Below are 12,486 nucleotides of genomic sequence, written 5' to 3'. Positions count from 1 at the left end.
ATGAGTTATTTTGAAGCGTTTATATTGGCTTTGATCCAAGGATTGACCGAGTTTTTGCCAATATCCAGTTCGGCGCATTTGATTTTGCCTTCAGCTGTTTTGGGCTGGGAAGATCAAGGGTTGGCATTTGATGTTGCAGTCCATGTTGGTACGTTAGCCGCGGTCATGATCTATTTCCGCAGTGAAGTCGTTAGCTTACTGAGCGCTTTTTTTGCATCAATCTTTAAAGGTGATAGAAGCAAAGAAGCCAAATTGGCTTGGATGATCTTGCTTGCCACGATTCCAGCATGCGTATTTGGCTTGTTTATGAAAGACATTATCTCGCTCTATATGCGCAGTGCATGGATTATTGCGACGACCACGATTATTTTTGGTTTGTTGTTGTGGTACGTCGATAAGAAGTCAGCGCTGAAAGATGACGAGTTTCAAGCAACATGGCAAAAAGCGCTGTTTATTGGTGTTGCTCAAGCACTGGCTATGATTCCGGGAACTTCTCGTTCTGGGGCAACCATTACTGCTGCGTTATATTTAGGCTTTACCCGCGAAGCTGCCGCGCGTTTTTCGTTTTTAATGTCGATTCCAATCATTTTGCTTGCCGGTGGATATTTAGGGCTGCAATTAGTGACCAGTGGTGAGCCAGTGCATTTAGGTGTGTTGATGACGGGGATTATTACCTCATTTATCAGTGCCTACATCTGTATTCATTTCTTCTTAAAACTGATTTCACGTATGGGCATGACCCCATTTGTTATCTATCGTTTGATCTTAGGTTTTGGTTTATTTGCTTTCCTAGCTTTAAACTAACCGCGTTAATTTCGCTTATTCTTTGAGACCACATATTCCTAATCTCGCGCCAAACGTGACATTATGGTATATATGTGGTCTTTCTTTTTTCTTCTCTAACAAAATTTTATGCGAGTTTTTGCTCTGATCTTATTGTTACTTTTGGGCTGGCTACAGTACACCTGGTGGCTGGGTAAAAACGGAATGGCTGATTACCAAACCGTTAGCTCTGAGATCGAGGTGCAAAACCAAGTGAATGCGAATCTAACCGCGCGCAATAGTGAAATGTTCGCTGAAATTGATGATTTGCGCCAAGGGTTGGATGCAATCGAAGAACGTGCAAGGCATGAGCTTGGTATGGTGAAAGAGGGGGAAACCTTCTATCGCATGATTGGAGAGGAACATCAGTAACATGACAACAATAACTACTCAAGGCATCGTTGCGATAGTTCCCGCAGCGGGTGTTGGCAGCCGTATGAAAGCCAACATGCCGAAACAGTATCTCACCATTGGTCAGAAAACAGTTCTAGAACACACGGTTGATAAGTTGCTTGCTCATCCAGACATCCACAAAGTTGTGGTTGCGGTTACCGCTGGCGATCCTTATTTTCCAGAACTGTCCATTGCAACTCACCCTGATGTGGTGCGAGTGGATGGGGGCCAAGAGCGCGCCGATTCAGTGTTGTCCGGTTTAGAGTACGTTGCTAAGCATCAACTCAGTGACTGGGTAATGGTGCACGATGCGGCGCGACCTTGCGTGCGTGAGGCTGATATAAACACACTGATTGAAGTATCACAGGCTCATGCCGTTGGTGGCATCTTAGCAGCCCCAGTACGTGATACGATGAAGCGCGCCAACAGCCAGCAAGAGATTGCTCATACTGTTGAGCGGGAAGCATTGTGGCATGCGTTAACCCCACAAATGTTTAGAACGATTCAACTCACACGCACATTGTCTGATGCATTGGCTGCGGGTGCTATCATTACTGATGAGGCATCAGCGCTTGAATGGGCGGGGTTGCAACCTGCACTCGTCCAAGGCGCGGCGGATAATATAAAGATTACTCAACCTGAAGATCTTGCGTTAGCTGAGTTCTATCTTGAGCGAAATAAAGGATAACCCATGATGCGAATTGGTCACGGATTCGATGTACATAAATTTGGCGGCGAAGGCCCGGTTATTATTGGTGGTGTTGCCATTCCTTATGAGCAAGGTTTAATTGCTCATTCAGATGGTGATGTTGCGCTACATGCGTTAAGTGACGCACTGTTAGGTGCTATCGCGGCAGGGGACATTGGTCGTCACTTTCCGGATACGGATGATAAATGGAAAGGTGCAGATAGCCGTATGTTGCTGCGTGATGTATATCGTCGCGTCAAAGAGCAAGGCTACGTATTAGGCAATGCAGACGTGACTATTATGGCGCAAGCGCCAAAGATGGCGCCTCATATCGAGAGTATGTGTGCTGCTATTGCTCAAGATTTAGAGACTGAGATTGGCAATGTTAACGTCAAAGCGACAACAACAGAGCGTCTTGGTTTTACTGGTCGCAAAGAGGGCATCGCGTGTGAAGCGGTGGTGCTATTGATCAAACAAAATTAATTTAAGTCGCCGCTGTTGGCGATGGAATCAATCATGTCAGATATTTTATCTTCGCTCGCTTATTTAAATGGTAAGCCAACCGCTCAAGGCAAATTGAAACTCAAGCCTGAGCATTTTCAAGTGTATGAAAACCTAGGTTTTGATTTTACGGGTGAAGGCGAGCACTTGATGGTGCGCGTGCGTAAAACGGGTGAAAACACCAGCTTCGTTGCTAATGAGCTGGCGAAAGCTTGCGGTGTGAAATCGAAAGATGTGAGCTGGGCTGGTTTAAAAGACCGTCATGCCGTCACTGAACAGTGGCTGAGTGTGCATTTACCAAAAGGTGAAACGCCAGACTTTAGTGCTTTCCTTGCTCAATACCCATCGATTGAGATTGTCGCGACAGACCGCCACAACAAGAAGTTACGCCCAGGCGATTTGGTTGGTAATGAGTTTGTCGTAACACTCGCTGAAGTGACAGATGTGGCGCAAGTGATCGCTCGTCTAGAGAAGATCGCACAAACTGGTGTGCCAAACTATTTTGGTAATCAGCGTTTTGGTCACGATGGCAATAATGTGCTTGAAGCGCGCCGTTGGGGCCGTGAGAACGTACGTACTCGTAACCAGAATAAACGTAGCCTCTACTTGTCGGCAGCCCGTTCATGGATTTTTAATAACATCGTTTCTGCTCGTATCGAGCAAGGCGCTTTTACCCAGCTATTGGATGGGGATGTGCTGCAAGCGGGCCGAGAACAACAACTGGTTGAATCAAGCAATATCGTTGAATTGGGCGAGAAAGTTGCAACTGGTGAGTGTCTTATTACTGCTGCTATGGCGGGTGACAATGCGCTGCCAACTCAGGCTCAAGCACTTGAGTTGGAACAGCCTCAGTTGGACGCAGAGCCGGATCTGATGGCACTGATTCGTGGTAATCGCATGCGTCATGATCGCCGTGAGATCGCACTTAAAGCACAAAATCTTACTTGGCAAGTTGAAGGCGACAATATCACATTGCGCTTCGCCTTAGACTCCGGTTGCTTTGCTACCGCGATCGTGCGTGAACTGATTGAAGAAGTGGAAGTGGAGCGCAGCTACTCATGAGTGAGTCACGGCTAAGAATATTACTGAGTAACGATGACGGTGTGCATGCCGAGGGCATTCACACCTTAGCCAAAGCATTGCAGCCATTTGCCGATATCACGATCGTTGCTCCTGATCGCAATCGTTCTGGTGCATCTAACTCATTGACTCTCGAGCAACCGCTCCGCGTGACAATGATTGCGCCTCAAATCTACTCTGTCCAAGGGACTCCGACAGACTGTGTGCACTTTGCGCTCAACGAGCTGATGAAGGATGATTTACCTGATTTGGTGTTATCAGGCATTAATCATGGTGCCAACCTTGGTGATGATGTCCTCTATTCGGGCACCGTGGCTGCCGCGATGGAGGGGCACTTCTTAGGTGTGCAGTCGATTGCTCTATCTTTAGCTGGGAAGGTCAACTTTGCTACCGCCGCTCAAGTCGCGGTTGAGCTGGTTGAACAGCACTTAAAACAGCCAATCCCTACCAACCGATTATTGAACGTCAATATCCCGGATCGTACTTATAACGAGTTAACCGGGACAGTAGTAACACGCTTGGGTGCGCGTCATCACGCTGAAGACATGATTAAGCAGCAAGATCCTCGCGGGCATGATATTTATTGGTTAGGTCCTCCAGGTAAAGAGCAGGATGCCGGAGAAGGCACAGATTTTTATGCGATAGAACATGGATTTGTTTCCATTACGCCACTGCAAGTGGATTTGACAGCTCATGAGTCTATCGGCGCAATGTCTCATTGGTTAAAAGGTAAGTAGTAATGGCAAACCCACATGCCGACAAATTGATGCAGTTTCTTGTCGCGAGTGGCATTAAAGATCAAGCGGTACTGGAAGCAATACACGCATTGCCTCGGGAAAGTTTCGTTTCTCAAGCAATGATGCACCAAGCGTATGACAACAATGCGCTACCGATTGGTCATGGACAGACAATTTCTCAACCGTACATCGTCGCTAAAATGACGGAGATGCTGGAACTTAAACCTGAGAGTAAAGTCCTAGAGGTGGGTACAGGCTCCGGCTATCAAACGGCGGTGCTTGCCCAGTTAGTGGATCATGTTTATTCCGTCGAGCGCATCAAAGCGTTGCAATGGGAGGCAAAACGTCGTCTGAAACAGTTGGACATCTATAATATATCCACTAAACATGGCGATGGTTGGCAAGGGTGGGCAGCGAAAGCCCCTTTTGATGCCATTATTGTCACGGCAGCGGCAGAGAGCATTCCTCAACAGCTGCTTGAGCAATTAAATGATGGCGGTGTGCTTATCATTCCAGTAGGAATAGACGAGCAACAGTTGTTAAAAATCTCTCGTCAGGGAGATGGTTATTTATCTGAAGTAATAGAAATGGTGCGCTTCGTACCTTTAGTCGCGGGTGATCTTGCTTAATCATGCATATTAAGTCTCATTCATTATTGATATTTACTCTGAGTAGCATTCTAGCTGGATGTTCGGCTCATTCCCCTGCGCCTGTATCAAGTTTGAATAAAGATTATGATTCCATTCCGCGTGGCAGCTATCGAGGCAGTTACTATCAAGTAGAGAAGGGCGATACGCTCTACTTTATTGCTTACGTTACAGATAAAGATGTAAATGAGATCATCCGCTACAACCGTCTTTCAGCCCCTTACACGATTTACCCAGGACAAAAGCTAAAACTATGGCAGCCTGCCTATCGTCCACCGGCTTATGCGGGTACAGGCGCTGGTGGCTCCTCAACTAAAGCGGTAGCAACAGGTTCTGCGGTGGCTGCAGCCAAACCGACAACTTCGAGTAAAAACTCGAATCAAGGGGTTACAAAGCAAAGCACCACCAATACTAAACCAGTAGCACAAAAAACTGCGACAAAAGGGGTTGAACAATCTAAACCAAAGGAGTATGTTGGTTCTAAAGGTAAACAGAATGTTAACAATAATGTCAGTAAATCGACACATGCTAACGCTAACGTTACCAAATGGTTGTGGCCAACTAAAGGGAGAGTAATTAAAAATTTCTCGACGGGAGACCAAGGGAATAAGGGTATTGATATCGCAGGACAGCGAGGTCAATCCATCATATCCACCGCTGCCGGCACCGTCGTATATTCTGGAAACGCTTTAAGAGGTTATGGCAACCTCGTCATTATAAAACATAACGATAAATTTTTAAGCGCATATGCGCATAACGATCAGTTGCTAGTAAAAGAAGGTCAAAGTGTAAAATCAGGCCAAAAAATTGCAACTATGGGCAGTTCTGGAACCAACAGTGTTCGCTTGCACTTTGAAATTCGCTATCAAGGTAAGTCAGTGAATCCTAAACGCTACTTGCCGTAAACTTTGCTAGAAATATCCATCGAAGGACATTAGATGTATTAAATGTCTTGCTAGCTCGCCAGGGGGAGGCGCTATGAGTATCAGCAACACAGCAGCAAAAGTACAAGAGTTTGATATTGAAAACATGGAAGGTTTCGATGTCGAGACACAACTCGAACAAAAATCCACACCAGTAAATGAGACCAGCAAAGAAGAGTACGAGGTATCGAATAAGAATCTCGATGCGACTCAGCTTTATCTTGGCGAAATTGGTTTCTCTCCACTCCTCACTGCAGAAGAAGAAGTGCTATATGCACGTCGCGCTTTGCGTGGTGATGAAGCGGCGCGTAAGCGTATGATAGAGAGTAACCTGCGTTTAGTGGTTAAAATTTCTCGTCGCTACAGTAATCGAGGACTCGCTCTACTTGATTTAATTGAAGAGGGTAACCTTGGCTTGATTCGAGCGGTCGAAAAATTTGACCCCGAGAGAGGTTTCCGCTTTTCAACTTACGCCACTTGGTGGATCCGTCAAACGATTGAGCGTGCGCTAATGAACCAAACTCGCACCATTCGCTTACCGATTCACGTGGTGAAAGAGCTTAATATCTACTTGCGAACCGCGCGCGAGCTATCGCAAAAGCTTGATCATGAGCCAACCGCAGAAGAGATTGCCACACAACTCGATAAGCCAGTTGACGATGTCAGCAAAATGCTACGTCTAAATGAGCGTATCAGTTCAGTGGATACACCAATTGGTGGTGATGGTGAGAAAGCACTGTTAGATATCATTCCTGATGTGAAGCACTCAGATCCAGAAGTGTCGACGCAAGATGACGATATCAAGGATTCACTAATTAATTGGCTTGATGAGCTAAATCCAAAGCAAAAAGAAGTTTTGGCACGCCGTTTTGGTTTGCTTGGATATGAACCATCAACGCTTGAAGAAGTCGGTAGAGAAATCAACCTGACTCGTGAGCGAGTACGCCAAATTCAAGTTGAAGGGTTACGTCGCCTACGTGAAATCCTAGTTAAGCAAGGTTTGAGTATGGAAAACTTGTTTAGCGTCGAAGACGATTAATCACTGTTCTGATTAAACGCAAACGCCTTGGTTGTCCAAGGCGTTTTTGTTTTGAGTTATCGAACTTAAGCGAGTAAAGAGTCTGCTTAGCTCGCTTTCTTAATTTTAGGGAAGACCTTCACCAACTTTATGCGGTTTTCTTCCAGCTCAACGATCTCCATTGGATGACCTGAAACCTGCACACTCAAATGGCTTTCTGGAATATCTTCTAAGTGCTCAAGTATCAAACCGTTTAAAGTGCGTGGTCCGTCGGTTGGCAACTTCCATTTAAGGCCCTTGTTGATATCGCGGATGTTAGCGCTAGCTTCAATCAAGAAACTACCGTCATCTTGTGGCACGATTTCCTCGGATAAGCTCGGTGCGATTGAGGTGGTAAACTCCCCAACGATTTCTTCTAAAATATCTTCCAAGGTGATCAAACCTATAATATCGCCGTACTCATCGACAATTAAACCAATACGTTGCTTCTTACGTTGGAACTTAAGCAGTTGTACATTGAGCGGTGTACCTTCAGGGATAAAATAGACTTCATCGGCTGCTCGTAATAAGCGCTCTTTGGTGAACTCGTTTTTTTCCAACATTAGGCGATAAGCTTCACGCAGACGCAGCATTCCTACGGCTTCATCAATTTGGTCGCGATAGAGAACCACACGACCATGCGGTGAATGCGTTAACTGGCGAACAATCGACTTCCAGTCGTCATTGATATCAATACCTGTGATTTCATTACGTGGCACCATGATGTCGTTCACGGTGACATTTTCCAAATCCAAAATTGACACCAGCATATCTTGGTGGCGACGAGGGATAAGGCTTCCTGCTTCGTTAACCACAGTCCGTAGCTCTTCAGAACTGAGGTGGTCATCATCACCATGACTTACTTTGACACCAAGTAAGCGAATAAATCCGTTGGTGATAAAGTTGACTAAGATAACCAGCGGCGAGAGGACTTTCATCAGTATTGAGAGCAAGATGCTGCTCGCATAGGAGACGCGTTCTGGATAAAGTGCAGCGAGTGTTTTCGGGGTAACCTCGGCAAAGACGAGTATGACTAAGGTGAGAGCACCAGTGGCGATGGCGACGCCGATATCACCGTAGAGACGCATGCCGAGAATCGTGGCGATGGCAGAAGCGAGAATATTGACGAGGTTATTGCCAATCAGAATCAGCCCAATCAAACGATCGGGTCGGTCGAGCAACCTCTCTACGCGTTTGGCACCCTTATGACCACTGTTGGATAAGTGTTTTAATCGATAGCGGTTCAAAGCCATCATGCCCGTCTCTGAACCTGAAAAATAACCTGAAATGACAATGAGACACGCGAGTAGCGCAAATAAGATACCCGTTGATATGTCGTCCAAAACGTACCTGTTCCTTGAGATGTTTAGCTTAATTTATGACCTAACTATATCGGTAAGTCAATGATGAATAGAGAATGGTATATCCTAAAGCTCAGGAATGAAAAAAGGTGCATTTCTGCACCTTCAATTATCTGAGAATGATCTCACGCACAAAGCGGCTGCCAAAATAGGCAATGGTGAGCAAGGTTGCACCAGCAATGGCAAACCATGTTACTTTCTTACCGCGCCATCCTCTGTGGTAGTGACCCCAAATCAGTACGGAGTAAATGACCCACGCGACAAAAGAGAGAATCGCTTTATGGGCTTTACCTTGGGCGATCATATCCTGAACAAAGGTAAAGCCAGTCAGCAGTGTCGCGGTCAGAAGTAAGTTACCAATCAGGATAATCTTAAACAACTGACGTTCAATCAACATTAATGGCGGGACATTGGGGTTAATCGCCAGTGCCTTTTTCGCTTTAAGTCGGTTGTCCAACCATGCTAGTTGCAGCGCGTACAAGGCGCCAATAGTCAATGTGGAATATGAAAACAGCGCCAACGAAATATGAATGAGCAGCTTTGGGTCATTCTCAAAGTGAGTGATATAGCTACTTGGTAATAGCGTGGCAGCAAGTAGATTGAGCGCGGCAAAGCTGTACACCACGGGTAATAAAAACCAGATGCGCGTTTTTACCATCGCGACACTCATCACCAGCGAAATAATAAAGCTAATTAATGACGCGACATTGAGGATACTCAGGTTCTGACCTGAACCTGAAAGAATAAGATCGCCTAATGACCACGCGTGAAATATCAACGCAAGAACAGCACTAACCAAGACGGTTTTTGCTCTTATCCCTGTTTGATGAACCAAGCCAGGAATGATGGTGGCAATCGCCAATATATAGAGAATTGCTGCGCTGACTGCGACTAAGTTGTCCATTACTCTCGATTAAGCTGGTGGATTTTTAACAAATTATACCTTGCATCAAGCTTTTGGGCTATGGGAGATAAGGGTTGAATTGTGAGAGATGAGATATCAAATTCTAATCGACTAGTGCCAAGCGAGGGTTGGCTAAGGTATACTCATAGTAATTTATCGCCGAATTTAGCGAAGAGAACAAGATGTTTGAGAATTTAACGGATCGCCTATCCCGTACCCTGAAAAACATCAGTGGTAAAGGGCGTCTTACCGAAGACAATATAAAAGAAACGCTACGTGAAGTGCGCATGGCGCTACTTGAGGCTGACGTTGCTCTGCCTGTCGTACGTGAATTTATCAATCGTGTAAAAGAGAGTGCCGTTGGGGTTGAGGTTTCTAAATCTCTGACTCCTGGTCAAGAATTCATTAAGATCGTTCAAGCTGAGCTTGAAGCGGTGATGGGTGAGTCGAACGAGGCGTTAAACCTTGCTGCTCAACCACCGGCTGTGATTCTAATGGCAGGTTTGCAAGGTGCAGGTAAAACCACTTCGGTAGGTAAACTGTCTAAATTGCTGACTGAGCGCGACAAGAAGAAAGTCTTGGTGGTTTCTGCCGACGTTTATCGCCCTGCGGCGATTAAACAGCTAGAAACGTTAGCGGCAGATGTGGGGGTAGATTTCTTCCCATCAAGCGCAGACCAAAAGCCAATTGATATCGCTAACGCGGCTATTGACCACGCGAAGAAGAAATTCTATGACGTATTGGTTGTCGATACTGCAGGTCGTTTAGCGGTTGATGAACAGATGATGGCAGAGATTCAAGATCTCCATTCTGCTATTAATCCAGTAGAGACGCTGTTTGTTGTTGATGCAATGACAGGTCAAGATGCTGCAAACACTGCAAAAGCGTTTGGCGATGCTCTGCCTCTAACCGGTGTCATCCTAACCAAAGTTGATGGTGATGCTCGTGGTGGTGCCGCGCTGTCTGTACGTCACATTACAGGTAAACCAATTAAGTTCTTGGGTGTGGGCGAAAAGACCGATGCTCTAGAACCGTTCCACCCTGATCGTGTTGCTTCACGTATTCTGGGTATGGGTGATGTACTGTCACTGATTGAAGATCTACAGCGCAACGTTGACCAAGAAAAAGCTGAAAAACTGGCGAAGAAGTTCAAAGAGAAGAAAGGCTTCGATTTAGAAGATTTCCGTGAGCAACTTGGTCAGATGCAGAACATGGGCGGCATGATGGGCATGCTAGACAAACTGCCAGGCATGTCTCAACTTCCTTCTGATGTAAAAGACAAAGTTGACGACAAGATGTTTAAGCAGATGGAAGCGATCATTAACTCAATGACAATGAAAGAGCGCCAACGTCCTGAAATTATTAAAGGTTCACGTAAGAAACGCATTGCTGCAGGTTCTGGTGTACAAGTTCAAGATGTAAACCGCTTGCTTAAGCAGTTCACCCAAATGCAGAAGATGATGAAGAAAATGCAAAAGGGTGGCATGAAAGGCATGATGCGCAACATGCAAGGCATGATGGGTGGCATGGGCGGTGGTGGCGGTTTTAATCCATTTGGTCGTTAATTCACCGTACCCAATCGAAGTTTCAAGGTGTTAGCTAGCTCACATACTTATTAGCCAATTTGTGGTGGCGAAAAAATAGCTAAAGACCTTGCATTGCTCCGGAATAAGAGTAAAATTCCGGAGCTTTATTTTGGCACGAGACCCCAAACTGTTTACTTATTTGAACGGTTGTTGGGGTTAATTTTATTTTTGAGAAAGCAAAGAGGACGACATGGTAACCATTCGTTTGGCACGTCACGGCGCTAAAAAGCGTCCATTTTATCAAATCGTAGTTGCGGACAGCCGTAACGCATCAACTGGCCGTTTCATCGAGAAAGTTGGTTTCTTTAACCCAACAGCTCAAGGTCAAGAAGAAGGCCTACGTCTAGATCTAGACCGCGTTAACCACTGGGTTGGTCAAGGCGCATCTCTATCTGACCGCGTAGCTAAGCTAGTTAAAGACGCTCAAAAAGCGGCTTAATTCTTACCAAGAAGTAGAAATTAGCTTATGTCGATGAAAGGTAAAGAAACAATGAGCGATGACAAGATTGTTGTAGGCAAGTTTGGTGCTACTTACGGCATTCGTGGTTGGCTTAAGGTTTTTTCCTACACAGACAATGCTGAAAACATCTTTGATTACAGCCCTTGGTTTTTAAACCAAAAAGGCGAGTGGGTTGAGTACAAAGTAGAAAGCTGGAAGCGTCATGGTCAAGGCTATGTATGTAAACTAGCAGGTCTAGATGTGCGCGAAGAAGCGCAACTTCTGACGAACTTTGAAATTGCTATCGACCCTGCAGTACTACCAGAATTGTCATCAGAAGAATTCTATTGGCGTGAATTGTTTGGTATGCAAGTAGTAACCACTAAAGGTTACGATCTAGGTGTCGTTTCTGACATTCTAGAAACTGGCTCAAACGATGTTCTCGTAGTAAAAGCAAATCTTAAAGATGCTTTCGGGCAAAAGGAACGATTAATTCCGTTCCTTACAGAGCAAGTGATCATCAAAGTTGATCGCGAAGCTCAACGGATCGAAGTTGACTGGGATCCTGGATTCTAACTCCCTGTAACGGAGCGATTGAACAATGTGGGTTGGCGTAATTAGCCTTTTTCCTGAAATGTTCCGCAGCGTTACTGATTTCGGAGTAACAGGTCAAGCGGTTAAAAAAGGTCTATTGTCGATTGAGACATGGAATCCTCGTGATTTCACTCATGACAAACATCGAACTGTCGATGACAGACCTTACGGTGGTGGTCCAGGCATGTTGATGATGGTGCAGCCTTTGCGCGATGCCATTCACACAGCCAAACAGGCTTCACCGGGAAAGACGAAAGTTATTTACCTATCACCTCAAGGTCGTAAACTCGACCAACAAGGGGTTGAAGAGCTGGCAACAAACGAGAACTTGCTTCTTATTTGTGGTCGCTACGAAGGGGTAGATGAGCGCATCATCCAATCCGAAGTTGACGAAGAATGGTCAATCGGTGATTTTGTGATGACGGGGGGAGAAATCCCGGCCATGACGTTAATTGATTCAGTCTCAAGGTTTATCCCTGGGGTACTTGGAGATTTTGCGTCGGCAGAAGAAGATTCTTTTGCTAATGGCTTGTTAGATTGCCCTCACTATACGCGCCCTGAAGTGTTGGATGGCAAAGAGGTACCAGCGGTACTGATGTCAGGCAACCATAAGGACATTCGTCGCTGGCGATTACAACAATCGCTAGGCCGTACTTGGCTAAGAAGACCAGAACTCCTGGAAAACCTAGCTCTGACTGACGAACAGGAACAATTACTGGCAGAGTTCATTAAAGAGCATCAAGCACAGTAACCT

General features: G+C 45.6%; 15 protein-coding genes. 13 read left to right on the top strand and 2 right to left on the bottom strand.

Features of this window, described 5'->3' with window-relative positions:
- The 9 genes from GZK95_RS12945 to rpoS all read left to right on the top strand — a co-directional run bounded on the left by GZK95_RS12945 (nt 1) and on the right by rpoS (nt 6,830).
- Complete coding sequence (locus GZK95_RS12945) at nt 1-804, top strand: undecaprenyl-diphosphate phosphatase (RefSeq protein WP_075715357.1); 804 nt, start codon at nt 1-3, stop codon at nt 802-804.
- A gap of 108 nt (nt 805-912) precedes the next feature.
- The gene (gene ftsB, locus GZK95_RS12940) at nt 913-1,194 is read left to right on the top strand and encodes a cell division protein FtsB (protein ID WP_075706991.1); all 282 of its coding nucleotides are present in this window, start codon (nt 913-915) and stop codon (nt 1,192-1,194) included.
- Between the two features lies 1 nt (nt 1,195).
- Nucleotides 1,196-1,903 carry a 2-C-methyl-D-erythritol 4-phosphate cytidylyltransferase gene (gene ispD / locus GZK95_RS12935; RefSeq protein WP_075706989.1) on the top strand — a complete coding sequence of 236 codons (708 nt, stop codon included), beginning with the start codon at nt 1,196-1,198 and terminating at the stop codon, nt 1,901-1,903.
- A gap of 3 nt (nt 1,904-1,906) precedes the next feature.
- On the top strand, nt 1,907-2,386 hold the full coding sequence (gene ispF, locus GZK95_RS12930) for a 2-C-methyl-D-erythritol 2,4-cyclodiphosphate synthase (protein ID WP_075715358.1): 480 nt from the start codon (nt 1,907-1,909) through the stop codon (nt 2,384-2,386).
- Between the two features lie 33 nt (nt 2,387-2,419).
- Complete coding sequence (gene truD / locus GZK95_RS12925) at nt 2,420-3,466, top strand: tRNA pseudouridine(13) synthase TruD (protein WP_075706985.1); 1,047 nt, start codon at nt 2,420-2,422, stop codon at nt 3,464-3,466.
- Nucleotides 3,463-4,221, top strand: coding sequence for a 5'/3'-nucleotidase SurE (gene surE / locus GZK95_RS12920; protein ID WP_075715359.1), 759 nt, complete (start codon nt 3,463-3,465; stop codon nt 4,219-4,221). Before truD ends, surE begins: the two co-directional genes overlap by 4 nt.
- Before the next feature lie 2 nt (nt 4,222-4,223).
- Nucleotides 4,224-4,850, top strand: coding sequence for a protein-L-isoaspartate(D-aspartate) O-methyltransferase (locus GZK95_RS12915; RefSeq protein ID WP_075706981.1), 627 nt, complete (start codon nt 4,224-4,226; stop codon nt 4,848-4,850).
- A gap of 2 nt (nt 4,851-4,852) precedes the next feature.
- Complete coding sequence (locus tag GZK95_RS12910; RefSeq protein WP_075715360.1) at nt 4,853-5,773, top strand: peptidoglycan DD-metalloendopeptidase family protein; 921 nt, start codon at nt 4,853-4,855, stop codon at nt 5,771-5,773.
- Nucleotides 5,774-5,846: 73 nt separating this feature from the next.
- Complete coding sequence (gene rpoS, locus GZK95_RS12905) at nt 5,847-6,830, top strand: RNA polymerase sigma factor RpoS (protein WP_075706977.1); 984 nt, start codon at nt 5,847-5,849, stop codon at nt 6,828-6,830.
- An 86-nt stretch (nt 6,831-6,916) separates the two neighbouring features.
- Here the strand turns inward: rpoS and GZK95_RS12900 are convergent, their stop codons facing one another.
- Both GZK95_RS12900 and GZK95_RS12895 read right to left on the bottom strand, forming a co-directional pair.
- Nucleotides 6,917-8,191 (bottom strand): HlyC/CorC family transporter, encoded by a 1,275-nt coding sequence (locus tag GZK95_RS12900; RefSeq protein ID WP_075706975.1) that lies wholly within the window; start codon nt 8,189-8,191, stop codon nt 6,917-6,919.
- A gap of 127 nt (nt 8,192-8,318) precedes the next feature.
- On the bottom strand, nt 8,319-9,113 hold the full coding sequence (locus GZK95_RS12895) for a cytochrome C assembly family protein (protein WP_075715361.1): 795 nt from the start codon (nt 9,111-9,113) through the stop codon (nt 8,319-8,321).
- Between the two features lie 182 nt (nt 9,114-9,295).
- Here GZK95_RS12895 and ffh point away from each other — a divergent pair, with 182 nt between their 5' ends.
- From ffh to trmD, 4 genes are all read left to right on the top strand, one after another.
- Entirely contained in the window at nt 9,296-10,678 is a 1,383-nt protein-coding gene (gene ffh, locus GZK95_RS12890) for a signal recognition particle protein (protein WP_075706971.1), read from the top strand.
- Between the two features lie 211 nt (nt 10,679-10,889).
- The gene (gene rpsP, locus GZK95_RS12885) at nt 10,890-11,138 is read left to right on the top strand and encodes a 30S ribosomal protein S16 (protein WP_005593968.1); all 249 of its coding nucleotides are present in this window, start codon (nt 10,890-10,892) and stop codon (nt 11,136-11,138) included.
- 27 nt (nt 11,139-11,165) lie between these two features.
- Nucleotides 11,166-11,714 carry a ribosome maturation factor RimM gene (gene rimM, locus GZK95_RS12880; protein WP_075715362.1) on the top strand — a complete coding sequence of 183 codons (549 nt, stop codon included), beginning with the start codon at nt 11,166-11,168 and terminating at the stop codon, nt 11,712-11,714.
- A 25-nt stretch (nt 11,715-11,739) separates the two neighbouring features.
- A complete protein-coding gene (gene trmD / locus GZK95_RS12875; RefSeq protein ID WP_075706967.1) occupies nt 11,740-12,483 on the top strand; it encodes a tRNA (guanosine(37)-N1)-methyltransferase TrmD in 744 nt (247 codons plus the stop codon).
- Nucleotides 12,484-12,486 lie beyond the last annotated feature (3 nt).

The sequence above is a fragment of the Vibrio panuliri genome (assembly GCF_009938205.1).
In the GTDB taxonomy this organism is placed as follows: Bacteria; Pseudomonadota; Gammaproteobacteria; order Enterobacterales; family Vibrionaceae; genus Vibrio; species Vibrio panuliri.
Note: the sequence above shows the minus strand (reverse complement) of the source record. Positions and strands in the feature narration are given on the sequence as shown.